24 protein-coding genes are annotated in these 23,849 nt (G+C 73.6%); 15 read left to right on the top strand and 9 right to left on the bottom strand.

Going from position 1 to position 23,849, the window contains the following annotated elements; all coding sequences use genetic code 11:
• Positions 1-182 precede the first annotated feature (182 nt).
• From GL259_RS34170 to GL259_RS34185, 4 genes are all read left to right on the top strand, one after another.
• Positions 183-1,118, top strand: a complete 936-nt coding sequence (locus GL259_RS34170; RefSeq protein WP_159539198.1) for an SCO0930 family lipoprotein — start codon at positions 183-185, stop codon at positions 1,116-1,118.
• Positions 1,119-1,462: 344 nt separating this feature from the next.
• Entirely contained in the window at positions 1,463-2,275 is an 813-nt protein-coding gene (locus GL259_RS34175) for an SAM-dependent methyltransferase (RefSeq protein ID WP_159537202.1), read from the top strand.
• Complete coding sequence (locus tag GL259_RS34180; protein ID WP_159537204.1) at positions 2,272-4,416, top strand: EAL domain-containing protein; 2,145 nt, start codon at positions 2,272-2,274, stop codon at positions 4,414-4,416. Before GL259_RS34175 ends, GL259_RS34180 begins: the two co-directional genes overlap by 4 nt.
• A gap of 51 nt (positions 4,417-4,467) precedes the next feature.
• Positions 4,468-4,854, top strand: coding sequence for a DUF4440 domain-containing protein (locus GL259_RS34185; protein WP_159537206.1), 387 nt, complete (start codon positions 4,468-4,470; stop codon positions 4,852-4,854).
• Between the two features lie 81 nt (positions 4,855-4,935).
• Here GL259_RS34185 and GL259_RS34190 read toward each other — a convergent pair whose 3' ends face one another.
• Positions 4,936-5,820 (bottom strand): LysR substrate-binding domain-containing protein, encoded by an 885-nt coding sequence (locus GL259_RS34190; protein ID WP_159537208.1) that lies wholly within the window; start codon positions 5,818-5,820, stop codon positions 4,936-4,938.
• A 118-nt stretch (positions 5,821-5,938) separates the two neighbouring features.
• Here GL259_RS34190 and GL259_RS34195 point away from each other — a divergent pair, with 118 nt between their 5' ends.
• From GL259_RS34195 to GL259_RS34220, 6 genes are all read left to right on the top strand, one after another.
• Positions 5,939-6,610 carry a succinate dehydrogenase gene (locus GL259_RS34195; RefSeq protein ID WP_159539199.1) on the top strand — a complete coding sequence of 224 codons (672 nt, stop codon included), beginning with the start codon at positions 5,939-5,941 and terminating at the stop codon, positions 6,608-6,610.
• A gap of 2 nt (positions 6,611-6,612) precedes the next feature.
• Positions 6,613-8,562 carry a fumarate reductase/succinate dehydrogenase flavoprotein subunit gene (locus GL259_RS34200; protein WP_159537210.1) on the top strand — a complete coding sequence of 650 codons (1,950 nt, stop codon included), beginning with the start codon at positions 6,613-6,615 and terminating at the stop codon, positions 8,560-8,562.
• Positions 8,559-9,308, top strand: a complete 750-nt coding sequence (locus GL259_RS34205) for a succinate dehydrogenase/fumarate reductase iron-sulfur subunit (RefSeq protein ID WP_159537211.1) — start codon at positions 8,559-8,561, stop codon at positions 9,306-9,308. The genes GL259_RS34200 and GL259_RS34205 overlap by 4 nt, the downstream gene beginning before the upstream one ends.
• Positions 9,309-9,692: 384 nt before the next feature.
• Complete coding sequence (locus tag GL259_RS34210) at positions 9,693-10,466, top strand: GNAT family N-acyltransferase (RefSeq protein WP_159537212.1); 774 nt, start codon at positions 9,693-9,695, stop codon at positions 10,464-10,466.
• Positions 10,463-11,293 (top strand): lysophospholipid acyltransferase family protein, encoded by an 831-nt coding sequence (locus GL259_RS34215; RefSeq protein WP_159537213.1) that lies wholly within the window; start codon positions 10,463-10,465, stop codon positions 11,291-11,293. The genes GL259_RS34210 and GL259_RS34215 overlap by 4 nt, the downstream gene beginning before the upstream one ends.
• A gap of 82 nt (positions 11,294-11,375) precedes the next feature.
• On the top strand, positions 11,376-12,296 hold the full coding sequence (locus tag GL259_RS34220; protein ID WP_159537214.1) for a PRC and DUF2382 domain-containing protein: 921 nt from the start codon (positions 11,376-11,378) through the stop codon (positions 12,294-12,296).
• Between the two features lie 45 nt (positions 12,297-12,341).
• Here GL259_RS34220 and GL259_RS34225 read toward each other — a convergent pair whose 3' ends face one another.
• Positions 12,342-13,361, bottom strand: coding sequence for an LLM class flavin-dependent oxidoreductase (locus GL259_RS34225; RefSeq protein ID WP_159537215.1), 1,020 nt, complete (start codon positions 13,359-13,361; stop codon positions 12,342-12,344).
• A 115-nt stretch (positions 13,362-13,476) separates the two neighbouring features.
• Between GL259_RS34225 and GL259_RS34230 the strand changes: the two genes are divergently transcribed.
• On the top strand, positions 13,477-13,968 hold the full coding sequence (locus tag GL259_RS34230; RefSeq protein ID WP_159537216.1) for an HAD family acid phosphatase: 492 nt from the start codon (positions 13,477-13,479) through the stop codon (positions 13,966-13,968).
• Positions 13,969-13,991: 23 nt separating this feature from the next.
• Here GL259_RS34230 and GL259_RS34235 read toward each other — a convergent pair whose 3' ends face one another.
• The gene (locus GL259_RS34235) at positions 13,992-14,207 is read right to left on the bottom strand and encodes a dodecin (RefSeq protein ID WP_159537217.1); all 216 of its coding nucleotides are present in this window, start codon (positions 14,205-14,207) and stop codon (positions 13,992-13,994) included.
• A 228-nt stretch (positions 14,208-14,435) separates the two neighbouring features.
• Here GL259_RS34235 and GL259_RS34240 point away from each other — a divergent pair, with 228 nt between their 5' ends.
• On the top strand, positions 14,436-15,695 hold the full coding sequence (locus GL259_RS34240; protein ID WP_159537218.1) for an extracellular solute-binding protein: 1,260 nt from the start codon (positions 14,436-14,438) through the stop codon (positions 15,693-15,695).
• Between the two features lie 30 nt (positions 15,696-15,725).
• Here the strand turns inward: GL259_RS34240 and egtD are convergent, their stop codons facing one another.
• From egtD to egtA, 4 genes are read right to left on the bottom strand one after another with little or no spacing between them, the layout of a single operon-like run.
• Entirely contained in the window at positions 15,726-16,688 is a 963-nt protein-coding gene (egtD, locus tag GL259_RS34245) for an L-histidine N(alpha)-methyltransferase (RefSeq protein WP_159537220.1), read from the bottom strand.
• A complete protein-coding gene (gene egtC / locus GL259_RS34250) occupies positions 16,685-17,548 on the bottom strand; it encodes an ergothioneine biosynthesis protein EgtC (protein WP_159537222.1) in 864 nt (287 codons plus the stop codon). The genes egtD and egtC overlap by 4 nt, the downstream gene beginning before the upstream one ends.
• Positions 17,548-18,864 carry an ergothioneine biosynthesis protein EgtB gene (gene egtB, locus GL259_RS34255; protein WP_159537224.1) on the bottom strand — a complete coding sequence of 439 codons (1,317 nt, stop codon included), beginning with the start codon at positions 18,862-18,864 and terminating at the stop codon, positions 17,548-17,550. The genes egtC and egtB overlap by 1 nt, the downstream gene beginning before the upstream one ends.
• Positions 18,861-20,261: an ergothioneine biosynthesis glutamate--cysteine ligase EgtA gene (egtA, locus tag GL259_RS34260; RefSeq protein WP_243762478.1), complete on the bottom strand. Its 1,401-nt coding sequence runs from the start codon at positions 20,259-20,261 to the stop codon at positions 18,861-18,863. The genes egtB and egtA overlap by 4 nt, the downstream gene beginning before the upstream one ends.
• Positions 20,262-20,559: 298 nt before the next feature.
• Between egtA and GL259_RS34265 the strand changes: the two genes are divergently transcribed.
• The gene (locus GL259_RS34265) at positions 20,560-21,459 is read left to right on the top strand and encodes a TIGR02452 family protein (protein WP_166461595.1); all 900 of its coding nucleotides are present in this window, start codon (positions 20,560-20,562) and stop codon (positions 21,457-21,459) included.
• Here GL259_RS34265 and GL259_RS34270 read toward each other — a convergent pair.
• Entirely contained in the window at positions 21,413-21,859 is a 447-nt protein-coding gene (locus GL259_RS34270) for a type II toxin-antitoxin system PemK/MazF family toxin (RefSeq protein ID WP_159537226.1), read from the bottom strand. The two genes, GL259_RS34265 and GL259_RS34270, sit on opposite strands and share 47 nt — an antisense overlap.
• Positions 21,860-22,062: 203 nt before the next feature.
• Between GL259_RS34270 and GL259_RS34275 the strand changes: the two genes are divergently transcribed.
• Together GL259_RS34275 and GL259_RS34280 are read left to right on the top strand one after the other, a co-directional pair.
• Positions 22,063-22,599: an isochorismatase family cysteine hydrolase gene (locus tag GL259_RS34275; protein ID WP_159537228.1), complete on the top strand. Its 537-nt coding sequence runs from the start codon at positions 22,063-22,065 to the stop codon at positions 22,597-22,599.
• 36 nt (positions 22,600-22,635) lie between these two features.
• On the top strand, positions 22,636-23,439 hold the full coding sequence (locus GL259_RS34280; RefSeq protein WP_159537230.1) for an aminoglycoside adenylyltransferase domain-containing protein: 804 nt from the start codon (positions 22,636-22,638) through the stop codon (positions 23,437-23,439).
• 101 nt (positions 23,440-23,540) lie between these two features.
• Here the strand turns inward: GL259_RS34280 and GL259_RS34285 are convergent, their stop codons facing one another.
• On the bottom strand, positions 23,541-23,744 hold the full coding sequence (locus tag GL259_RS34285) for a hypothetical protein (protein ID WP_159537232.1): 204 nt from the start codon (positions 23,742-23,744) through the stop codon (positions 23,541-23,543).
• Positions 23,745-23,849 lie beyond the last annotated feature (105 nt).

Raw genomic sequence — 23,849 nt, forward strand, 5'->3', positions numbered from 1 at the left:
CACGCCCGGGAGCCGGATGATTGCCCCGAAGGAGTTACCCCCGGTGGATTCCCGCGGAGACGCAGGTTCCGGAAAAAAATCCGGGCCGGCGTTGAACACCACGGGTGCTCCCGTGCGTACCCATCGTCGAGCGGCGGCACAGCAGGGCGCTGCAACACCCTTGCGATGATGTGGAGTTGACGATGAAGACCACCTGGCGGACCGCCTCGCTCGTGGCGAGCGCCGCGGCGGTGCTGGCCCTGACGACGGCGTGCGGTCAGGACGCTCCTCCGCAGGCCGGCAGCCAGAACGTCGGCGCCACGACGGGCGCCGGGGACTACGCCGGCATCGGCGCCGGAGCCGACAAGCCGGGCGGCGGCGCCCAGGCCTCGCAGAGCCCCTCCGGCACGGCGGGCGAGCTGGCCGTCTCCACCGACGCCGAACTCGGCGAGGTGGTGACCGACAGCCTCGGTCTGACCCTCTACCGCTTCGACCAGGACGCCGCGGAGCCGTCCAAGTCCAACTGCGACGGCGACTGCGCCAAGACCTGGCCCCCGGTGCCCGCCGACGACGTCACGGCCGGCGAGGGGATCGACGAGTCGCTGCTCGGCGAGGTCGTCCGGGCCGACGGCACCAAGCAGCTCACCGTCGGCGGCTGGCCGGCCTACCGCTACGTCAAGGACGTCAACGCCGGGGACGTCAGGGGCCAGGGCGTGGGCGGCAAGTGGTACGCGCTGAACCCCGAGGGCAAGAAGGCGCAGGCGGCCGAGCAGCCCGGCCTGTCCACCCGCCAGGACCCCGAGCTCGGGGAGATCGTCGTCGACGGGAACGGCATGACCGTCTACCGCTTCATGAAGGACGAGGCCTGGCCGAAGCCCGTGTCGGCCTGCACCGGCGCCTGCCTGGAGAAGTGGCCGGTGGTGTCGCCGGTCGACTTCGAGGACACCGAGGGCATCCAGAAGAAGGGCTACATGACCTTCACCCGCCCGGACGGCGCCGACCAGCAGACGATCAACTGCTGGCCCATCTACACCTTCGCCGGCGACAAGGCTCCCGGCGACACCAACGGTCAGGGCGTCGGCGGCACCTGGTACGCCGTACGGCCCGACGGGAAGCCGGTCGGCGCGTCGGAGGAGTAACAACCTCCCCAGGCTGTCGTCCACTGCGACGCCGCCGGCCCCGAGTCCGCCCCTCCGCAGCCCGCGGAGGGGCGGACCGTTGTGCCGTGGTTCACCGGAACGCGCGGAACCGTCGGCGCTCTTCTCCCGGAACCGCCGGGTGCTCCCGGGAGATTCCGGGCGTGCCGGAACGCTCCGGGACGCCGCGGACACCTCGCGTGGGTGTCCGCCGGGGGTGCCGGCGCGGCACGTGCCGCTGGCAGTGACCGGGAACGGATGGTCAATTTCCGTTTGAGGTCGCTCCTTTGGCGGGCGATCAGTAGCCTCTGCTCGAACACCGGATCGCTTACGCCTTGGAGAGATACATGGAACGTCCCGCCTGGGCCCCGCGCAGCATCGACATATCGGTGCCGAGCGTTTCCCGGATGTACGACTACTACCTGGGCGGTTCGCACAACTTCGAGGTCGACCGGGAAGCGGCCCGCAAGGCCATGGAGTTCATGCCGGGACTCCCCAAGATCATGCAGGCGAACCGTGCCTTCATGCGGCGGGCGGTGCGTTTCGCGGTCGACGAGGGCATCACCCAGTTCCTGGACATCGGCTCCGGCATCCCGACCTTCGGCAACGTCCACGAGGTGGTCCAGGCGGCCGACCCGGGCGCGCGCGTGCTGTACGTCGACCACGACCCGGTGGCCGTGGCGCACAGCCAGGCCGTCCTGGAGGGCAACGACGGCGCGGACGTCGTCGCCGCGGACCTCCGCAAGCCCCGCGAGATCCTGGACAGTCCCGAACTGCGGGGGCTGATCGACCTGAATCGGCCAGTGGCGCTGCTTCTCGTTGCCATACTTCACTTCGTGGAAGACGCGGACGACCCGTACGCGGCGGTGGCCGAACTGCGTGACGCCCTCGCGCCCGGCAGCCTGCTCGTGCTCACCCACGCCTCGTACGAGGGGATCCCGCTGCCGCCGGACCGGGCCGAGGGCGCGGTGGACGTGTACAAGGACATCCGCAACCCGCTGATCATGCGCTCGCGCGACGAGATCGCGCGGTTCTTCGAGGGGTACGACATGGTGGAACCCGGACTGGTGCCGATGCCGCAGTGGCGGCCGGACACCGCACCGGAGGACGAGGATCCCTATGCCTTCTCCGGTTTCGCGGGCGTGGGGCGTACGGCGTGAGCGCGGAACCGGACGGGCCGGAGGACAGACTGCGCAGGTTCGCGACGATCTGGAGCCGGGCGGTCTTCCCGGTGACCTCGACGTCGTCGACCCGGCCGGAGTTCGAGGCGCTCCTGCTGCCGCCGGCCCGGCTGCTCAGTGAGGCGCTGCGGGCCAGGTCCTTCGACCCGGACGCGGGCAGGCGGGCCGGCGCCGCGCTGGTGGAGGCGCACTGCACCGACCCCGAGGCGCTCAGCCGGAGCCTGGACTGCGTGGACGCCTACCTCGTCCTGTACTGCGGCGGGGACGGCGACCGCGAGGACCTGCGGGCGCGCTCGGCCAGGCTCCAGCACGCCATGGCCGCCGGGTACGCGCAGGCGCTGCGGCAGCGGACCCTGGCCGAGCAGGAGTCCATCGCCCAGGCCGCGCTGCAGGCGCAGGGCGTGGTGGCGCAGGCGCTGCACGCCACCGAGGCCAGGTTCCGCGCGGTCTTCGAGGGCGCGGCCATAGGGATCGGCATCGCCGACCTGGACGGCAACGTCCTGCAGGTCAACGGCGCGCTGCGGCGCATGTTCGGCCTGTCCGAGCAGAGCCTGCGCGGCCGCAACGTCACGGAGTGGACCCACACCGACGACGCCCCGCAGACCTGGAAGCTCTACGAGGAGCTGGTGCGCGGCGAGCGCGAGCACTACCACCTGGAAAAAGCGTTCAACCGCCCGGACGGAACGGTCCTGTGGACCAACCTGACGGTGTCCCTGCTGCGCGACGCCGACGGCGCCCCGCAGTACCAGCTCGCCCTCATGGAGGACACCACCGAGCGGCGGCTGCTCAACCTCCGGCTGCGCTACGAGGCCACCCACGACGCGCTGACCGGGCTGCCCAACCGCACGTTCTTCTTCGAGCGCCTGGAGAAGGCGCTGAACGCCGGCGACGGCCGGCGGTTCGGCCTGTGCTACCTGGACCTGGACGGCTTCAAGACCGTCAACGACAGCCTCGGGCACGCGGCCGGGGACCGGCTGCTCGTCGAGGTCGCCGACCGGCTCCAGTCCTGCGCCACGGCGCCCGGGGAGATGGTGGCCCGGCTCGGCGGCGACGAGTTCGTGGCGCTGACCACCGGCCCCGACACCCCGCGCACGGTCGACGAGCTCGCCGCCCGGATCATGAACGCGCTGCTCGCCCCCATCAGCGTCGACGGCCGGGAACTGACCGTGCGCGGCAGCATCGGCATCGTCGAGGGGCCGGCCGGGGAGCGCAGCGCGGCGGAGGTGCTGCGCAGCGCCGACATCACCATGTACCGGGCCAAGTCGGCGGGCGGCAACCGGTTCGAGCTGGCCGACCCGGAGGCCGACGCCCGCGCCATCACCCGGCACGGGCTCACCACCTCGCTGCCGACGGCCCTGGACCGGGGCGAGTTCTTCATCGAGTACCAGCCGCTGGTGCACCTCGGCGACGGGAGCGTGCGCGGTGCCGAGGCGCTGGTGCGCTGGCTGCACCCGCAGCACGGCGTCCTGTCCCCGGACCGCTTCATCCCGCTCGCCGAGCACACCGGGCTGATCGTTCCGCTGGGGCGCTGGGTGCTCGAGCAGTCGGTGCGCCAGGCCCGTGAGTGGCGAGAGAGGAACGGCGGCGAGGAGGCCGTGGGGTCCCTGCGCATCAACGTCAACCTCTCGCCCTGCCAGCTCACCCACCCCGGGCTGGTCCAGGACACCGTGGACATCCTGGAGCGCACCGGCGTGGAGCCGGACGCGCTGTGCCTCGAGGTGACCGAGTCGGCGCTGATCGGAGCCGACGACGACCTGCTGAAGCCGCTGCGCCGGCTCGCCGAGATGGGCGTCGACATCGCCCTGGACGACTTCGGCACCGGCTACTCCAACCTCGCCAATCTGCGCCGGCTCCCGGTGAGCGTGCTCAAGCTGGACCGCTCGTTCACCCAGAGCATGCAGCAGTTCCCGGCCGACCCCGTCGACCTCAAGATCGTCGAGGGGATCGTCTCGCTGGCGCACAGCCTCGACCTGGCGGTGACGGTGGAGGGCGTGGAGACGGGGGCCCAGGCCGAGCAGCTGCGCATCCTCGGCTGCGACACGGCCCAGGGCTGGTACTACGCCCGCCCGGGACCGCCGGAGCGGCTGCACGAGCTGGCCCTGGTGGACGCGACGGGGTGAGGGCCGCAATCCGGTTGCGGGGGTGCCGGGGGCGCGGGCGATCATGTGCGGATGACTCGTGAAACAGACGCGGTGAACGCGGCGATCGAGGGCGAGCTGCGCCTCATGGACCCCGCCGTGCGGTCCTCCCGCACCGAGGTCGCGCGCCTGCTGGACCCCGAGTTCACCGAGGTGGGGTCCTCGGGCCGGCGCTACACGTACGAGGACATGATCGCGTGGCTGCCCGACCACCCCGGCAGCTCGGCGGACGGCCCGGTCCACGAGCCGTCGGAGATCACCGGCGTCCTCCTCGCGCCCGGCCTGGTGCACCTCACGTACGAGACCCGCTTCGACGGCCGCCGCGCCCGCCGCAGCTCCCTGTGGCGCGAGCGCGACGGGGAGACGGGCTGGCGCATGTACTACCACCAGGGCACCCCGGTGCCGCCGGACGCGGTCTGACCGGCGTACCGCGAGGGGCGCGGGCCGCGCGTCCGCGCCGTACGGTGCGGACGGCCCGAGCCCCTTCGCGCGGTGCCCGGCTCACCGCTCCAGCAGCATCCGCTGCAGCTCCCTGGCGGCCCGGGGCGGAGCCACGTCGCTGCGGTGGGCCAGGGCGATGGTCCGGTGCAGGCCCGGGCGGGCCAGGGGCGTCACCCGCAGGCCGTGCCCGGACCGCGCGGCCACCATGCGCGGCACGACGGCGACGCCCAGCCCCGCCCGCACGAAGCCCAGCACCGCGTCCATCTCGCCGCCCTCCACCGCGAACTCCGGCTCGAAGCCCTCCGCGCGGCACGCGGCCACGGTCAGCTCGCGCAGGTCGTAGCCGTGCCGGAACATCACCAGGCGCTCGCCCTCCAGGTCGGCGATGCGCACGGTGCGCCGCCCCCGCTCCGGCCCCGGGGCGTCCGGGGAGGACACCACCACCAGGTCCTCGCGCAGCAGCTCCACCGTGGTGAGCGCGGGGGAGGGCGTCGGCAGGGGCAGGACGACCAGGGCCAGGTCCAGGGCCCCGCGGGCCAGCTCCCGCACCAGATCGTGCGAACCGCCCTCCTCGATCAGCAGCCGGACGCCCGGGTAGCGGTCGTGGAAAACCCGCAGCACGTCCGGCAGCAGGCCGGTGCACAGGCTCGGCGTCGCGCCCAGCCGCACCCGGCCGCTGCGCAGCTGCGCCAGCTCCTGCACCTCGTGCCGGGCGGTGTCCGCGTCGGCCAGGATCCGCCGGGCCAGCGGCAGCAGCGCCTCGCCCGCGTCGGTCAGCGTGATGTTCCCGCGCGCCCGCAGGAACAGATCCGCCCCCAGCTCCCGCTCCAGCGCCTTGATCTGCTGCGACAGCGACGGCTGCGCGACGTGGACCAGCTCGGCGGCCCGGGTGAAGTGACGCGTCTCGGCGACCGCCACGAAGTACTGGAGCTGCTGGAACTGCATGCCTCATCATAGGCTCTCCCTATCGAAACAAGCTGCACCATGTCTTGGACCGATGGGGTCCTCCGGCCCTAGCGTCGGTGACATGGCTCTGGCAACGCGGACGGACCGACGGCCGTCCATGGCACGCACCGTGTGGGACTCGACCGTCGGCAAGAAGGCAGTGATGGCGGTCAGCGGACTGATCATGCTGCTGTACCTGGTCGTCCACATGATCGGAAACCTGAAGATCTTCTTCGGGGCCGGCGAGTTCAACCACTACGCGCACTGGCTGCGCACCGTGGGCGAGCCGTTCATGCACTACGAGTGGACGCTGTGGCTGGTCCGGATCGTGCTGGTCGTCGCGGTCGCCGCCCACGCCGTCTCCGCGTACCAGCTCAGCCGCCGCGACATCAAGGCACGGCCCAGCAAGTACGTGCACAAGAAGCCGCGGGCCAGTTACGCCACGCGCACCATGCGCTGGGGCGGGATCATCCTCGCCCTGTTCATCGTCTGGCACGTCCTGGACCTGACCACCGGCCACGTGCACTCCGGCGGCTTCGAGACCGGCAAGCCCTACCAGAACGTCGTGGACACCTTCTCCACCTGGTACGGCAACGCCGTCTACATCGTCGCGATGCTCGCCGTCGGCCTGCACATCCGGCACGGCTTCTGGAGCGCCGCCCAGACCCTCGGCGTCGGCAGCCGCACCCGCGACCGCGCCCTGAAGACCGTCGCCAACGTCCTCGCGCTGCTGCTCACGGCAGGCTTCCTCGCCGTGCCCGTGGGCGTCATGACCGGAGTGGTGAGCTGACCATGACTTCCTACACCGAGTACGCGACCGGCGAGCCGGTCGTCGACACCAAGGCCCCCGCCGGCCCTGTCCACGAGCGCTGGGACAAGCGCCGCTTCGAGGCCAAGCTGGTCAACCCCGCCAACCGGCGCAAGCACACGGTCATCGTGGTCGGCACCGGCCTCGCGGGCGGCTCCGCCGGGGCCACCCTCGCCGAACAGGGCTACCACGTCGTCCAGTTCTGCTACCAGGACTCGCCGCGCCGGGCCCACTCCATCGCGGCGCAGGGCGGCATCAACGCGGCGAAGAACTACCGCAACGACGGCGACTCCGTCCACCGCCTGTTCTACGACACCGTCAAGGGCGGCGACTTCCGCGCCCGCGAGTCCAACGTGCACCGCCTCGCGCAGATCTCCGTGGAGATCATCGACCAGTGCGTGGCCCAGGGCGTGCCCTTCGCCCGCGAGTACGGGGGCCTGCTGGACACCCGCTCCTTCGGCGGCGTCCAGGTCTCCCGCACCTTCTACGCCCGCGGCCAGACGGGCCAGCAGCTGCTGCTCGGCGCCTACCAGGCGCTGTCGAGGCAGATCGCCGCCGGCAACGTCGAGATGCACCCGCGCACCGAGATGCTGGACCTGATCGTCGTCGACGGCCGGGCCCGCGGCATCGTCGCCCGGGACCTGATCACCGGGAAGATCTCCACCTACTTCGCGGACGCCGTGGTCCTCGCCTCCGGCGGCTACGGCAACGTCTTCTACCTGTCGACGAACGCGATGAACTCCAACGCGACCGCGATCTGGCGCGCGCACCGGCGCGGCGCGTACTTCGCCAACCCCTGCTTCACCCAGATCCACCCCACCTGCATCCCGCGCACCGGCGACCACCAGTCCAAGCTGACGCTGATGAGCGAGTCGCTGCGCAACGACGGCCGGATCTGGGTGCCCAGGGCCAAGGGCGACACCCGGCCGCCGCACGAGATCCCCGAGGACGAGCGCGACTACTACCTGGAGCGCATCTACCCGTCCTTCGGCAACCTGGTCCCGCGCGACATCGCCTCCCGCGCCGCGAAGAACGTCTGCGACGAGGGCAGGGGAGTGGGCCCCGGCGGGCAGGGCGTCTACCTCGACTTCGCGGACGCCATCGAGCGGATGGGCCGCAAGGCCGTCGAGGCGAAGTACGGCAACCTCTTCGATATGTACCAGCGGATCACCGACGAGGATCCGTACAGGGTGCCGATGCGGATCTACCCCGCCGTGCACTACACGATGGGCGGCCTGTGGGTCGACTACGACCTGCAGACCACCATCCCCGGCCTGTTCGCGATCGGCGAGGCCAACTTCTCCGACCACGGCGCCAACCGCCTCGGTGCCTCCGCGCTGATGCAGGGCCTGGCCGACGGCTACTTCGTCCTGCCGGCCACCATCAACGACTACCTGGCCCGCCACCCGCACCGGGACGAGGTGAGCGACGACCACCCCGTCGTCCAGGAGGTGCTGGCGGAGACCCGGGACCGGCTGAACCTGCTGCTGTCCGTCGACGGCGACCGCACCCCCGACTCCTTCCACCGCGAGGTCGGCGAACTCATGTGGGAGTTCTGCGGCATGGCCCGCACCGACTCCGGTCTGCGCAAGGCGCTGGAGCGCATCCCGCAGATCCGCGAGGAGTTCTGGCGGCGCATCAAGGTCCCCGGCACCGGCGAGGAGTTCAACCAGTCGCTGGAGAAGGCCAACCGCATCGTCGACTACCTGGAGCTCGCCGAGCTGATGTGCCTCGACGCGCTGCACCGATCGGAGTCCTGCGGCGGTCACTTCCGCGAGGAGTCCCAGACCCCGGACGGTGAGGCCGCCCGCAAGGACGACGAGTTCTCCTACGCCGCCGCCTGGGAGTTCACCGGCACCGGCGAGGCTCCCGTCCTGCACAAGGAAGACCTGGTCTTCGAGTACGTCCACCCCACCCAGCGGAGCTACGCATGAAGCTCACCCTGCGCGTCTGGCGGCAGAAGAACGCCGACGCCGACGGCACCATGTCCACGTACGAGGTGGACGGCGTCTCACCCGACATGTCCTTCCTGGAGATGCTCGACACCCTCAACGAGGAGCTCATCCTCAAGGGCGAGGACCCGATCGCCTTCGACCACGACTGCCGCGAGGGCATCTGCGGCGCCTGCTCGCTGGTCATCAACGGCGACGCCCACGGGCCCGAGCGCACCACCACCTGCCAGCTGCACATGCGGTCCTTCAAGGACGGCGACACCATCGACGTCGAGCCGTGGCGGGCGGCGGCCTTCCCGGTCGTGAAGGACCTGGTGGTCGACCGGTCGGCCTTCGACCGGATCATCCAGGCCGGCGGCTACATCACCGCCCCCACCGGTTCCGCGCCCGAGGCCCACGCCACGCCCGTGCCGAAGCCGGACGCGGACCTCGCCTTCGAGCACGCCGAGTGCATCGGCTGCGGCGCCTGCGTCGCGGCCTGCCCCAACGGCGCGGCGATGCTGTTCACCTCCGCCAAGATCAACCACCTCAACGTCCTGCCGCAGGGCGCGCCCGAGCGCGAGACCCGGGTGCTGGACATGGTGGCGCAGATGGACGAGGAGGGCTTCGGCGGCTGCACCCTCGCCGGCGAGTGCGCCACCGCCTGCCCCAAGGGCATCCCGCTCGTCTCCATCACGGGCATGAACAAGGAGTGGCTGCGGGCCACCCGGAAGGCCGCGAAGGGGTAGCGGCGGGCCGCACAGGGAAGCGTTCGCCGGGACGGGCGGACGGGCGGGGCCGGGAGCCGGTGCTCATCCCGGCCCCGCCTCGTGTCCCGCACGGGGGACGAGGGCTGTCGCACCCCGTCGGCGGTCTTCGCCGCACGGTCCCCGGGCACAAGGGGGAGGGAGCGGTTCCGCGCCGCCGCCGCCGTACGGGCGCGGCCGCCCCGCGGGGCGCCGGGCCGCGGGACCGGCGGCTCACGGGCGCGCGTCGTTCAACATCCCCACATCCGCGCTCCCGGCACAGGTCACGCAGGCGCCAACCGGTGTCGGAAGAACAGGAGCGGCGGGCCGCACGTCCCCCGGTCCGCCTCCGCTCCGCCGAACCCGGCCCGTGCCCAGGAGTCAGCCATGACCGGCGTCACCACGCTCCACCGCCCCCCGCAGCCCGCGGCGCCCATCCGCTACACCGTCACCCTCGCCCGCGACGAGGAGGACGTGCGCGCCGCCCAGCGGCTGCGGCACGACGTCTTCGCGGGGGAACAGGGCGCCCTGCTGTCCACCCCGCAGCCGGGGCTGGACATCGATCCCTTCGACGCGTACTGCGACCACCTGCTGGTGCGCGAGGAGGTGAGCGGCCAGGTCGTCGGGACGTACCGGCTGCTGCCGCCGGAGCGCGCCGGGATCGCCGGACGGCTTTACGCGGAGGGCGAGTTCGACCTCTCGGCGCTCGACCCGATACGGCCGGGCCTCGTCGAGGTGGGCCGTTCCTGCGTGCACCCCGACCACCGCGACGGCGCGGTCATCGGGCTCATCTGGGCCGGCATCGCCCGTTACATGACCGACCACGGCCACGCCTGGCTGGCCGGCTGCTGCTCCGTCTCCCTCGCCGACGGGGGCGCGCTCGTCTCCGCCACCTGGGACCGGGTGCGGGCCAAGCACCTGGCGCCCGAGGAGTACCGCGTGCGCCCCCTGCTGCCCTGGCCGCCGCAGACCGCCGCTCCCGCGGCCCCCACCGAGCTGCCCGCCCTCCTGCGCGGCTATCTCCGCCTCGGCGCCTGGGTCTGCGGGGAACCCGCGCACGACGTGGACTTCGGCGTCGCCGACTTCTACGTGCTGCTGCCGATGCACCGGGTCAACCCGCGCTACCTGCGCCACTTCCTCTCCCTCGTCCCGGCCCGATGAGCCCCTGGCTGCCCGGCGCGCCCTGCACCCCACGGGGCTGTGTGGAGCCGGCGGCAGCCGCGGCGGTCGTGCCGCGGACGGTGCGGGCGGTGGCACGGCTGACCGCGGTCGTTCTCCTGCTCCTCGCCGGGATCGCACTGCTGCCGCTCGGGCGGCGGATCCCCGCGGACCCGGTGCGCCGGTGGTGCCGCTGGATCGTGCGGGCCGCCGGGGTCCGGGTCCGCATCACCGGGGCCGCCGTGCCCGCGGGCGGACTGCTGCTCGTCGCCAACCACATCTCCTGGCTCGACGTGCCCCTGCTCGCCGCGGTCCGGCCCGCCCGCATGCTGGCCAAGACCGAGATACGGAGCTGGCCCGTGGCGGGGCCGCTGGCCGCGCGCGGCGGCGTCCTGTTCATCGACCGGGACCGGCTGCGCGCCCTGCCGGACACGGTCGCCCGGATCGCCGGGGCCCTGCGCGAGGGCGCGGCGGTCGGAGCCTTCCCGGAGGGCAGCACCTGGTGCGGCCGGGCCCAGGGACACTTCCGCCGCGCGGTCTTCCAGGCCGCACTGGACGCGGCGGTCCCGGTCCAGCCGGTCCGGATCCGCTACCGGACCGTGCGCGGGGACCCGGTGACCGCCGTGGCCTTCGTCGGCGACGACACCCTGCTCGCCTCGCTGTGGCGCGTGGCCTCGGCCCGCGGGGTGATCGCGGAGGTCGAGGTGCGGGCCCCGATCCCGCCGGGGGACTTCACCGACCGCCGCGCCCTGGCCGCCGCCGCTCAGCCGGAGTCCGGTCCCGCGCGCGGTGACGGTGTCCACGGGAGAGCACTGTGGACAAAACAGTGAAATTTGTGGCTTATCCATCGTTTTCGGTCGGTGGATGCGGAGAACCGGGGGAGGAGCGACCCCGAAGGGAGGGTGAGGAAAGATGATCACCCGCGAAGAGATTGCGACCCTGCTGGATCACCCCGTGTACGACGGGGACGGCAACAAGATCGGTGACGCGAAGCACGTCTTCCTCGACGACATGAGCGGGCGTCCCGAATGGGTGACCGTCAAGACGGGGATGTTCGGCTCCAACGAGTCCTTCATACCCATCCGCGACGCCTCCGTGGTGCAGGACCACCTCGAAGTCCCGTACCGCAAGGACAAGGTCAAGGGCGCGCCCAACGTCGACGTCGACGCGGGCGGCCACCTGTCGGCGGACGAGGAACACCGTCTGTACGACTACTACGGCATCGACTGGGACAGCGTGCTGGCCGAGCCGGGCGACCGTGACCGGACCACCGGCACGGGCACGGCCGGGGCGGCGGGCGCCGCCGGGGCCGCGGGCACGGCCGGTCGCCGAGACGACGCGGCCGGGGCGGCCGGCGGGACGGCCGGGACCGCGGACATGGCCGGCCGGCGGGGTGAGGCGCGCACGGGTGCGCGCGGCGACGACGCCATGACCCGTTCCGAGGAGCAGATGCGCGTCGGCGTCGAGCGCCGCGAGACCGGACGGGCCAGGCTGCGCAAGTACGTGGTCACGGAAGAGGTCCAGCAGACCGTGCCGGTGCGCCACGAGGAAGTGCGCGTGGAGCGGGAGCCGATCACGGACGCCAACCGCGACGCCGCCATGTCCGGCCCGGATATCTCCGAGGCCGAGCACGAGGTCACGCTGCACGAGGAGCGCCCCGTCGTGGAGACCGAGGCGGTACCGGTGGAGCGGGTGCGGCTCACCACGGAGGAGCAGACCACCGAGGAGACCGTGCGCGGTCAGGTGCGCAAGGAGCGCATCGAGGCCGAGGCCGAGGCCGAGGGCGACACCGGGCGGCCGGGCCGTGACGTCCCGAAGAAGGGCCGCCCGTAGGCCCGTACCCGCCATCCCCGTCCCCCGGCGCGCCGGTGCGAGTCGTCACTGGCGCGCCGTCCTGCCGTCGAGCCCCGCGATCGCGGCGAGCCGCCGGTAGGAGTCCAGCAGGGCCTCCCGGTCGTGGGTGCTGGTGGTGACGAGCACCTCCTGGGCGCCCGTCTCCTTCAGCACCGACTCCAGCCCGTCCCTCACCTGCTCCTCGGTGCCGGCGAGGTGGCCGGTGAGTCCGGCCTCGTAGAGGTCCCGCTCCCTGGCGGTCATCGTCAGGGAGCCGACGCGCTCGGCGGGCGGCAGCGGGGGGAAGGTGCCGTGCGTACGGGAGTGCGCCGCCGACCAGGCCTCCGGCACCAGCAGCCGCCGGGCCTCCCGGGGCGTGGCGGCCACGGCGACCGTGCCCGAGACGACGACGTACGGCTCGTCCGCCCAGACCGAGGGGCGGAAGCGGTCGCGGTAGCGGTCGATGCCGCGCCGCATCCGGTCGCGGTCGCGGAGGTCGCCGATGACCATGGGCAGGCCCGCGCGTGCGGCGATCGCGGCGCCCTCGCCCATGGCCAGCACGAACGGCGGCACGGTCAGTCCCTCGGACGGACGGGCGCGCACCCCGGTCGGGGAGGTGCCGCGGAACCAGCCGAGCAGTTCGTCGAGCTGGGCCGCGAAGTCCTCCGCGTCGTCCTTGTCGCGCCCCAGCGCCCTGCGCACCCCGTCGGTGAAGCCGACCGAGCGGCCCAGACCCATGTCGACGCGTCCCGGGAAGAGCGACTCGAGCACCCCGAACTGCTCGGCCACCACCAGCGGCCGGTGGTTGGGCAGCATGACCCCGCCGGTGCCGACACGGATGGTCCGGGTCGCCCCGGCGACGGCGGCGGCCAGTACGGTCGGCGCCGAACCGGCGATCCCCGGCACCCCGTGGTGCTCCGAGACCCAGAACCGGTGGTAGCCCAGCCGCTCCGCCTCCCGCGCCAGCTCCACGGTGTCGCGCAGCGCCTCGGGACCGGTGTGCCCCTCGCGGATGCGGGAACGGTCGAGGACGGAGAAGCGGACCGAGGTGATCAGGGAGCTCATACCCGGTACAACACCCGGCGGGCCGCAGGATTCCGCCCGCCGCCGCGCCGTGGTCCGGGCACACCGGCCCGCCGGCCGGCGGGGCCGTCGCGCGGCCGGTGTCTAGGCTGACCGCGTGACCGACAGCGACAAGCGCCCCGTGGCCGTGTTCGACCTCGACAACACCCTCGCCGACACGGCGCACCGGCAGCGGTTCCTGGAGCGCAGGCCGCGCGACTGGGACGCCTTCTTCGCCGCCGCGCCGCAGGACCCGCCGCTCGCCGAGGGCGTCGCGATGGTGCGGGAGAGCGCGCGGGAGTGCGAGATCGTCTACCTCACCGGACGGCCCGAGCGCTGCCGGCGCGACACGCTCGACTGGCTCGCCGCCCAGGGGCTGCCCGGGGGAAGGGTGTACATGCGCGCCGACGCCGACCGCCGGCCCGCGCGCCGCACCAAGCTGGAGGTCCTGCGGCGCCTCGCCCGCACCCGGGACGTCCGTGTCCTCGTGGACGACGACGAGCTGGTCTGCGAGGACGCCCGGCGCGCCGGCTTCACCGTCGTCCCGGCCCGCTGGACGGCCCCCTCCGGAGAACTGGAGGAGGCACAGGAGCGGGAAGGGCGGACCTGAGGCCGCGCGGCGCGCCGGGCGGCTCAGCCCGCGTCCTCCAGGCGGAAGCCGACCTTCAGTCCCACCTGCCAGTGCGCGATCCGGCCCTCCTCGATCTGGCCCCGCACCTGGGTCACCTCGAACCAGTCCAGATTGCGCAGGGTCTGCGAGGCGCGTTCGACGCCGTTGCGCACGGCCTGGTCGACGCCGTCGGGCGAGGTGCCGAAGATCTCCGTGACCCGGTAGGTGTGGTTCGACATGCGGGTGCTCCTCTCCTGGCGGCTCCCACCCGCACGGGGCGGCGCCTGTGTCGCACGTCATTCCACCGTGCCCCACGGGGCGGTGGTGCGCGAGGCGTCGGCACCGTTCGCCCGATCCCCTTGACCTCCGCATTGGTCCATACCAAGATGCAGGACACCCGTACGAGCTCCCGCTCGCCCCCCACGTCGGGCCCCGCCCCTGTCCGCCAGACAGAAACAGGACCCCTCGTGAGACGTCGTCTGCTCGCCCTCGTCTGCGTGTCCGCATCCCTCCTCACCGGCTGCGGCCTGATGCCCGGCGGCGGGACCGAACGCCACACGGTCACCGTGTGGCTGATGCGGCACAGCGCCTCGCAGGAGTTCCTGGACCGGTTCACCGAGGACTTCGAGCGCACCCACCCCGGCCTCGACCTCGACATCCGCATCCAGGAGTGGACCGGCATCGGCGAGAAGGTGCAGACGGCACTGGAGACCGCCGGGGAGGACGGCCCCGACGTCATCGAGGTCGGCAACACCCAGGTCGCCCAGTACGCGGAGGGCGACGGGCTGCTCGACCTCACCCTGGAGTCGATGCGCGACTGGGGCCGCGACGACTGGCTGCCCGGCCTCGCCGAACCGGGGAAGTGGGGAACCCAGCAGTACGGCATCCCCTGGTACGCCGCCAACCGCGTCGTCGTCTACCGCAAGGACCTCTTCCGGCAGGCCGGCGTCACCGCCCCGCCGAAGACCCGCGACGAGTGGCTCGCCGTCACCGAGAGGCTCGACACCGGCGGGAACCAGGGCATCTACCTGGCCGGACAGGACTGGTACACGCTCGCCGGATTCATCTGGGAGGAGGGCGGAGAGCTCGCCGAGGAGCGGGGCGGCGTCTGGCGGGGCGCCCTGGACAGCCCCGCGGCACTGCGCGGGATGGACTTCTACCGCCGGCTGCAGGCCCTCGGCGACGGACCGGTCGACGCCGACGAGGAACACCCGCCGCAGGCAGGCGTGTTCGCCCGGGGCCGGGTCGCGCAGATCGTGGCCGTGCCCGGGCTCGCGCGGGCCGTCGTCCAGCAGAACCCGGACCTCGAGGACGAGTTGGGCTACTTCCCCGTCCCCGGCAGGACCGCCGGCAAGCCCGGTGCCGTCTTCACGGGCGGCTCCGACCTCGTCGTCCCGGCGAACACCGGCAGCAGGGAGGGGGCCGTCGAGGTCGTCGCCGCGCTCGCCGGCGCCCGGTGGAACACCGAGCTGGCCCGCACCATGAACTACGTCCCCAACAAGGCCTCGCTCGCCGGCTCGGTGGCGGGGGAGGAGGGGGTCGCGGCCATGGCGGCCGGAGCCGCGCAGGGCCGGGCGACCCCCATCACACCCGAGTGGGGCGAGGTCGAGGCGGACAACCCCATCAAGGAGTACATGACCGCGGTGCTCACCGGGGCCGACCCGGCGACGGAGGCCGGGCGCGCCTCGCGGCGCATCACCGAGACCCTCGACTTCGACCCCCGGTGACACCCCGGCGGGGTCCCGGCGGGACCGCCGTCAGCGCACGACGCTCAACGACAGCGCGAACCGCCCCGCGTCGTCCGTCCACCACCGGGCCGGTTCCAGCCCCGCGGCCTCCAGCTCGGCGCGCACACCCTCCTTCCGGAACTTCGCCGACACCTCGGTGCGCAGGTCCTCGCCCGCCGCGAAGTCCACGGCGAGATCGAGGGCGGGGACCTTCACCGTCTGCGCGAAGCGGGAGCGCAGCCGCATCTCGATCCACTCGTGCCCGGCGTCCCACAGGGCCACGTGGTCGAAGGCGGCCGGATCGAAGTCGGCGCCCAGCTCCCGGTTGATCACGGTCAGGACGTTCTTGTTGAACGCGGCCGTCACCCCGGCCGCGTCGTCGTACGCCCGGACCAGCACCTGTTCGTCCTTCACCAGGTCCGTGCCCAGCAGCAGGGCGTCGCCCGGCGCGAGCAGGCCGCGGACCGAGGCGAGGAACGCGGCCCGCTCGGCGGGCAGCAGATTGCCGATCGTGCCGCCGAGGAACGCCACCAGGCGCGGACCCGGGGTCCGCGGCAGCGCCAGGCGGGCGGTGAAGTCGGCGACCAGCGCGTGCACCTCCAGCCCCGGCCGTTCGGCGGCGAGCGCCCGCCCGGCCCCGGTGAGGGCGCTCTCGCTGACGTCGACGGGGACGTAGGCGCGCAGACCGGTGAGGGCGTCGATCAGGTGCCGCGTCTTCTCCGAGGAGCCGGAGCCCAGTTCGACCAGGGTGCGGGCGCCGGCGGCCGCGGCGATCTCACCCGAGCGGGAGAGCAGGATCTCGCGCTCGGCGCGCGTCGGGTAGTACTCGGGCAGCGCGGTGATCTCCTCGAACAGCTCGCTGCCGCGCGCGTCGTAGAACCACTTCGGCGGCAGCGTCCTGGGGCTGCCGGTCAGACCCTCCAGGACGTCGGCACGCAGTGCGGCGCCGGCGGCGTCCTCGGGCAGCGTGCGGGTGACGGCGAACGGGCTCACGTGAGGTACTCCTTCGCGGGGGCGGGTACGTCGGCGGGCACCGGGGCGTCGCCGGGCTCCTCGGGCAGGGGGGTGTCGAACGGGGGCGGGCCGGGCGCCGGCTCCTTCGGAGGGGACTGCCCGACCGGGGTCAGCAGCACGTCCGTACGGCTCGCCGTCAGCAGGGTGCGGTCGGGGACCTCGCGCCAGTGCGGATCGTCGTCGTACGGCTCGGAGGCCACGACGGTGCCGCCGCCGGGCCGGACGAGGTACCACAGCGTGTCGCCCCAGGCCGTCGCGGTGACGGTGTCGCCGTCGGTGAGCAGCAGGTTGAGCCGGGAGCCGGGGGCCGCCGCGGCGACCTCCAGGACCGTGTCGGCCAGCGCCCGCCCCTCGGGGACGCCGGCGCGCAGACGGGCGAGGACGAGGGCCCACACGAACGCCGAGTCGTTGCGGGCCTCCAGCGACAGCACCTCCTCGGCGGCCAGGGACGCGGTGAGGGGCGCGAGTGAGCCCGGCCAGCCCGGTACCGCCCCGTTGTGGCTGAACAGCCAGGTCCCCGCGGCGAACGGCGCCGCCGCGGCCTCCGCGTCCGCGCCCGAGAGCGTCGCGTCCCGTACGGCGGCGAGCAGCGCCCGGGTGCGGACCACCCGGGCCAGGTCCGCGAACGACAGGTCCGCCCAGATCGGCCCGGACCTGCGGTACCGCGCGGGCACCGGATCGCCCGGCGCGTACCAGCCCACGCCGAAGCCGTCGGCGTTGACCGTCCCGTGCCGCTGCCGCCGGGGGGCCCAGGACTGGCGGTACAGGCCGTGCGGCGGCTCCACGAGCAGCTTGCCGAGCGGCTCCCCGGGTCCCACGTAAGCCACGTGACGGCACATCAGACGTCCTCCGAGCGCGCCGTGCGGAAACCGGAGAAGATCTGCCGCCGGATCGGCAGGTCCCAGTTGCGGAACGTGCCCCGGCAGGCGACCGGGTCCACGGCGAACGAACCACCGCGCAGCACCTTGTGCGCGGATCCGAAGAACACCTCCGAGTACTCCTTGTACGGGAACGCCTCGAACCCCGGGTACGGCAGGAAGTCGCTCGCCGTCCACTCCCACACGTCGCCGATCAGCTGCCGCACGCCGAGCGGTGACTCGCCGGCCGGGTAGCTCCCGGCGGGCGCGGGACGCAGGTGCCGCTGGCCGAGGTTGGCGTGCTCGGGCCCGGGGTCGGCGTCGCCCCACGGGTAGCGCGTCGAGCGGTCGCCTGCCGGGTCGTACCGGGCCGCCTTCTCCCACTCGGCCTCGGTGGGAAGCCGCCGTCCGGCCCAGCGGGCGTAGGCGTCGGCCTCGTACCAGCACACGTGCAGCACCGGCTCGTCGGGCGGCACGACCTCGGTGACGCCGAACCGGCGCCGCAGCCACTGCCGGCCGTCACGGCGCCAGAACAGCGGCGCGGTGAGGGAGTTGCGGCGGACGTGGGCCCAGCCCTGTGCCGTCCACCAGCGCGGGTCGTCGTAGCCGCCGTCCTCGATGAACGCCTGGTACGCGGCGTTCGTCACCGGGATCGTGTCGATGTGGAAGGGCGGCACCTCGCGCCGGTGCGCGGGGCGTTCGTTGTCCAGCGCCCACGGCTCGGTCGAGGTGCCCATGGTGAACGGGCCGCCCGGGACGAGGACTTCGGCCGGACCGGTGAACAGCGGTACCGGGTCCGGGTCCGGGGCGGTCAGGGCCTGCGGCCCCCTGCGGAGCTGATGGGTGATCAGCATGGTCTCGTCGTGCTGCTGTTCGTGCTGCGCGATCATCCCGAAGGCGAAGCCCGCCTCCGTCAGCCGCGTCCCGTGCAGCGCGGTGCTCTCCAGGACGTCCAGCGCCCGGCCGCGCACGTCCGCGGCGTACCGGCGCGCCTCGTCCGGCGGCAGCAGCGGCAGCTTCGGGCGTTCGGCGCGCGGGTGCTCGAAGGCGTCGTAGAGGCTGTCGATCTCGGGCCGTATCGCCTCCTGGCCGGCGACGGCCCGCAGCAGCCACTGCTCCTCCTGGTTGCCGATGTGCGCGAGGTCCCACACCAGCGGCGACATCAGCGGCGAGTGCTGCGCGGTCAGGTCGGGCTCGTCCACGCAGCCGGTCAGCAGCGTGGTGCGGTCCCGCGCGGTGACCAGCGAGGCGACCGCGCGCTCACGCAGGGCTTCGGCGTCGAGGGCGGGATCGGTCATGAGCGGATGTCCTTCCCGTAAGGGTGCGTGCCGTGCGGATGTGTGCCGTGCGGATGTGTGCGGTGCGGGGGACGGGCGGGTGCGCGCGTGCCGGCGCCGCGGGCCGCCTCGTGCGGACGGCCGTCGCCCGGGTCGCCGCGCAGGTCGTCGAGCAGGTCGTCCGCCGGGCAGCGGCCCCGGGCGACGTAGCGGTCCTGGTACGCGGCGACCGCGTCCGTGACCCCGGCGGTGGCGCCGAGCCGGGGCAGGGCCCGCAGCGCCGCCCCGAAACACGTGGCGGCCACCTCGCGCAGCTCCGGGTCGGCCAGCCCGGCACGGGCCGCGTCCCACCACAGCGGGTTGTGCGGCGCGGGCATGCCGAGGGTCCGCTCGGCCAGTGGTTTCACCGCCCGGTAGGCGGTCTCGGCGGCCTCCGGGTCGTCGAACAGCGCCGCCGTCACCGCCAGCGGCACGATCCAGCCGTCGTCACCGGGCTGTGCGTCGATCATGCGCAGTTCCAGGTGACCGCGCGGTCTGACCGGCGGGAACAGCGTGGTGAGGTGGTAGTCGAGGTCCTCCCGGGTCGGCGGCCTGGGCACGCCCGACCTGGCCCACTCCCGGAAGGTCAGCTCCTGCGGGACGTCCCACGGCCCGTCGTCCCGCCGTACGCACATCACCGGTGCGTCCAGGACGTGCCGGGCCCAGGCGCCGCGCGGGTCGGCGTCCAGCACGGGGCCGCCCGCCCGGCCGGTGCCGAGCTGCGCCCAGCGCAGCTGCCGCGTGGACAGCCACCCGGTCGGCCGGTGACCGGCGATCGGGGAGTTGGCGAACACGGCCACCAGGACCGCGCCCAGCTGGTGCGCCAGCCACCAGCGCCGTACGTGGCCGAGGGGACCGGGCTCCTCGTACCCGGCGTCCAGGCACACCTGCACGGAGGCGGAGGCGCACATCATCGCGCGGCCGGCCGGACCGGTGCGGTCGAGACAGGTCTCCATGGCGTCGTAGCGCGCCTCGCGCAGGAACCTGCGCGGCGCCCGCCAGGGATCGTGGCCGAGACCGGCGAGGACCAGGCCGTCCTCGCGCAGCACCGCGCGGACGGCGTCCAGGTCGGCGGAGACGGTACCGATGCACTCCATCAGTGAGGCGGCGGGCGGCGAGCTCAGTTCCAGCTGGCCGCCGGGCTCGACGGTGAGCGCCGACCTCAGGGGCACGGTCCGTACGGCGGCGTAGGCCGCTTCGAGCCGTTCGGGTGACACGGGGAGCCGCGGGTCGCGCAGCTCGTGGACGAGCCATTCCACCTCGACGCCGAGGCGGAGCGGCGGCCCGGTCTTGAAACAGATGCCCCGCACCAGGGCCTCCACCTCTGCTTCCGTGACGGCGGTGCGTGGCTCGGTACGGCCACCTGACGGATCGGACATGTCGGGGTCCTCCTGGGTTCCACCATGCCGCCGGCCCGGAGATCGGTGGTCCGGGCCGGCATCGACGCGTCCACCCAAAGCCCTCACGCCGCCCGGCACAAGAGTGCCTGGCGGCGCGTTCCGGGGCGGTCGTCCTTCCGCTCCGCCCGTTCCACAGGGCTTTCCCGCCCGTTTCCCGGGCTCGGCGGGCGGAGGAAACTCCGTTGCGCCGCGTCACCAGCATCGCTCAGGATGCCTGCGTGAGCACGACGGGGAAGAACGCGCGACGCGCGGTCACGGCGCGCACGGGGGTCGCGGCGTGAGCGCGCGTCTGCGCGGCATCGCACGCGAGACCGAGGAGATCGTGGCGGTGGGGGGCTACCGCGCGCCGGACGGGCGGGAGGTGTCCCTCCTGGCGGCGATCGAGGCCGCGCGGGAGGGCACGCGGACGTACGGGCCGGATCCGGTCCCGTTCCCGGCGTTCCGGCCGGCGGACACCCGGATCGAGGTCACCGGCGAGAGCAGTCTCCAGGCCGCGCGACGGCTCGCGGGCCGCTCGCCCGCCCCCGTCGGAGGGCCCGCCGTGCTGAACTTCGCCTCCGCGCGCAATCCCGGCGGAGGCTACCTCAACGGCGCCCAGGCCCAGGAGGAGGCCCTGTGCCGCGCCTCCGCGCTGTACACCTGCCTGCTGCGGGCCCAGGACCACTACTACGACCACCACCGCGCCCACCGCGACCCGTTCTACACGGACCGGGTGATCCACTCGCCCGCCGTGCCCGTCTTCCGCGACGACCGCGGCCGTCTCCTGGACGAGCCGTTCACGGCCGGCTTCCTCACCTCGCCCGCACCCAACGCGGGGGTCGTCCTGCGGACGGTGCCGGAGCGCGCGGGGGAACTGCCCCGCGCCCTGGCTGTGCGCGCCGAGCGCGTCCTGGAGACCGCCGTGGCCCACGGCTACCGGCGGCTGGTGCTCGGCGCATGGGGATGCGGCGTCTTCCGCAACGACCCGGCCCAGGTGGCGGCGGCCTTCCGGGCGCTGCTGGAGCCCGGCGCGCGCTTCGCGGGCGCCTTCGAGCACGTGGTCTTCGGGATCCTGGACCGCACGCGCCGGAACGAGGTCCGCGCCGCGTTCGAACGGGTCCTCGCGGACCTCGTCCCGGGGGCGGCGGGGATCAGCTCCAGCCGTACCGCTCCCGCAGCCGCTGACGCACGAGGTTGAACCGCATCCGGTCCAGGGCGCACGCCTCCCGGCGCATGCCCTCCTCGTGCAGCCGCAGCACCCGGTCGACGGCGACCCACGACTCCCGGCCCGACCGGTCCCACGGCCCGCTGCCGATCGGCACCCAGTCCCGGTCCCCGGCGTGCCGCCTGCTGGACAACTGCACGGCGAGGAAGGTCCCGGCCGCCTCACGGGCGACGACGAGCACCGGACGGTCCTTGCCCCGGCCGTCGTTCTCCTCGTAGGGCACCCACGTCCAGACGATCTCCCCGGGATCGGGGTCGCCGTCGTGGGCGGGCGAGTACTCGGTGCGCACCCGGCCCACCTCGCGGGGTGCGGCCTCGACGGTGGCGGAGGGGCCGTGGCGGCCCGGGGCGTCCTCGGTGCTGTAGGCGGTCACGGGCGTACCGTACGGGACGCCCCGCCCCCGCCGGCCGGCCCCCCGGGTGGTGCGAGGCCGGGCATCGCCCGGCAGGCGTCCGCCCCGTACGCGGTGGCCTTCGGCGGGCACGTCGCCTTCCCGGTCCCCTGCCGGCGTACCTGGGGAGCACGGGTCTTCCCCGCCCCGTCGTTCGACCCCGGTGTGCGGGGAACCCCGGTGCCATGGGCAAGACAGCACTGATCGTCATCGACATGATCAACACCTACGACCACCCGGACGCCGAGCTGCTGCTCCCGTCCGCGGAGTCGGTCGTACCCGTCGTCTCCGGCCTGCTGGAACGGGCGCGGCGACGGGACGTGCCGGTGATCTACGTCAACGACAACTTCGGCGAGTGGCGCTCCCACCACGGCGAGCTGCTCGACCGGGCCCTGGCGGGCCCGCACGCCCACCTCGTCGAGCCGCTGCGGCCGGACGACTCCTCCCTCTTCGTCGTCAAGGCCCGCCACTCGATCTTCTTCGAGACCCCGCTCGCCTATCTGCTCGGCCAGCAGGGCGTGGAGCGGCTCGTGCTGTGCGGCCAGGTGACGGAACAGTGCGTCCTCTACTCCTCGCTCGACGCGCACATCCGCCACTTCGACGTCACCGTGCCGCGGGACGCCGTCGCCCACATCCACGCCGACCTCGCGGACGCCGCCCTGCGGATGATGGAACGCAACATGGGCGCGCACGTGTGCGACAGCCGGGAACTGTGGAACTGACGGCGCGGCCACGCGCGGCGGGACGACACTGGAGCCATGAGCCGCGCCCCCGCCCCGCCCCGCGACGTCCGCGCCTACCTGGACGAGCTGACCCGCCGCACCCGTGCCGTCTGCGGCCCCCACCTGGTGAGCGTCCTCGCCGTCGGGTCCCTCGCGCTCGGCGACTACCGGCACGGACGCAGCGATGTCGACGTGACGGCGGTGGTGGCCCCCTCCCTTCCCCGGCGGGCGCTGCCCGACCTGGCCGGGGCACTGGCCCACCCCGCCCTGCCCTGTCCCGCGGCCGGGCTGGAACTGGTCGTGTACCCGGCCGGGTTCGCCGCCCGTCCGTCGGGGGAGGCGGGGTACCTGATGGACCTCAACACCGGCCCGTCGCTGCCCGGGCGGGTCAGCTACGACCCGCAGGAGTCACCGGAGTTCTGGTACGTCCTCGACCGTTCCATCGCCCACCAGAGCGGTCTGCCGCTGTTCGGCAGGCCGGTGCGGGAGGTGATCGCCGCGCCGGGGCGGCCCGCCGTGCTCGCCGCGCTCCGGGCCTCCGTGCGGGAACACGCCGCCGGTGAGGGGCACGTCGCCGACAACCGCGTGCTCAACGGCTGCCGTTCCGTGGTGTACTGCCGCACGGGACGCTGGTTCGCCAAACGCAGGGCGGCCGAGACGATCGCCGCCGGCGAGGAGGCGTTCCGGCCGCTCGTCGAGGACGCGCTGCGCAGCTTCGAACGCCCCCGGGAGGCCGCGCTCCCGCTGCCCCCGGCACGGGTGCGGGACTTCCTGGGCTGGGTGGCCGAACGCGTCGAGGAGGCCGCCGGGACCGCGGGCGGCTCCACCGGCTCGCGGTGACGGCGGGCGCACGGCCGCGCGGCACCGGCGGCCACGCCCGTGCCCGTCCCGTGCCCGTCCCGTGCCCGCGGTCCGGCCCGGGCGCCGTCCGCCGTGCCGGATCAGGCCGCGTGCCGCCCCCGATGGGCGTGCCGCCCGCCCGCCGACGAGGACGCCGCGGACGGACCGCCCCGGCCTCCCGGCAGAACGCGAAGACGGGGCCGGCGGGGCGGTTCGCCCCCCTTCAGCAGCCGGTCCTCGATGTGCGTCATGACAAGCAGCAGCAGCCCCAGCCCGGGCAGCAGCAGCAGCGCGACGGCCAGCACGGTGTCCCTCCCCTGAAACGGTGTGCCGTCCGGGTGCCCCGGAGAACGGGGATCAGCCCCACCGCGCCGCCGTAATCCGGTCGACGGGCGCGGGGGACGTCGCCT

The organism is Streptomyces sp. Tu 3180, from assembly GCF_009852415.1.
In the GTDB taxonomy this organism is placed as follows: domain Bacteria; phylum Actinomycetota; class Actinomycetes; order Streptomycetales; family Streptomycetaceae; genus Streptomyces.

Coding starts and splice junctions, on each gene's coding strand:
- GL259_RS34215 (WP_159537213.1), top strand. CDS start 10,463: ATGAGCCCCTGGCTGCCCGGCGCGCCCTGCACCCCACGGGGCTGTGTG.
- GL259_RS34210 (WP_159537212.1), top strand. CDS start 9,693: ATGACCGGCGTCACCACGCTCCACCGCCCCCCGCAGCCCGCGGCGCCC.
- egtB (WP_159537224.1), bottom strand. CDS start 18,864: ATGACCGATCCCGCCCTCGACGCCGAAGCCCTGCGTGAGCGCGCGGTC.
- GL259_RS34175 (WP_159537202.1), top strand. CDS start 1,463: ATGGAACGTCCCGCCTGGGCCCCGCGCAGCATCGACATATCGGTGCCG.
- GL259_RS34205 (WP_159537211.1), top strand. CDS start 8,559: ATGAAGCTCACCCTGCGCGTCTGGCGGCAGAAGAACGCCGACGCCGAC.
- GL259_RS34185 (WP_159537206.1), top strand. CDS start 4,468: ATGACTCGTGAAACAGACGCGGTGAACGCGGCGATCGAGGGCGAGCTG.
- egtC (WP_159537222.1), bottom strand. CDS start 17,548: ATGTGCCGTCACGTGGCTTACGTGGGACCCGGGGAGCCGCTCGGCAAG.
- GL259_RS34200 (WP_159537210.1), top strand. CDS start 6,613: ATGACTTCCTACACCGAGTACGCGACCGGCGAGCCGGTCGTCGACACC.
- GL259_RS34235 (WP_159537217.1), bottom strand. CDS start 14,207: ATGTCGAACCACACCTACCGGGTCACGGAGATCTTCGGCACCTCGCCC.
- GL259_RS34275 (WP_159537228.1), top strand. CDS start 22,063: ATGGGCAAGACAGCACTGATCGTCATCGACATGATCAACACCTACGAC.
- GL259_RS34170 (WP_159539198.1), top strand. CDS start 183: ATGAAGACCACCTGGCGGACCGCCTCGCTCGTGGCGAGCGCCGCGGCG.
- GL259_RS34280 (WP_159537230.1), top strand. CDS start 22,636: ATGAGCCGCGCCCCCGCCCCGCCCCGCGACGTCCGCGCCTACCTGGAC.
- egtA (WP_243762478.1), bottom strand. CDS start 20,261: ATGTCCGATCCGTCAGGTGGCCGTACCGAGCCACGCACCGCCGTCACG.
- GL259_RS34225 (WP_159537215.1), bottom strand. CDS start 13,361: ATGAGCTCCCTGATCACCTCGGTCCGCTTCTCCGTCCTCGACCGTTCC.
- GL259_RS34220 (WP_159537214.1), top strand. CDS start 11,376: ATGATCACCCGCGAAGAGATTGCGACCCTGCTGGATCACCCCGTGTAC.
- GL259_RS34190 (WP_159537208.1), bottom strand. CDS start 5,820: ATGCAGTTCCAGCAGCTCCAGTACTTCGTGGCGGTCGCCGAGACGCGT.
- GL259_RS34195 (WP_159539199.1), top strand. CDS start 5,939: ATGGCACGCACCGTGTGGGACTCGACCGTCGGCAAGAAGGCAGTGATG.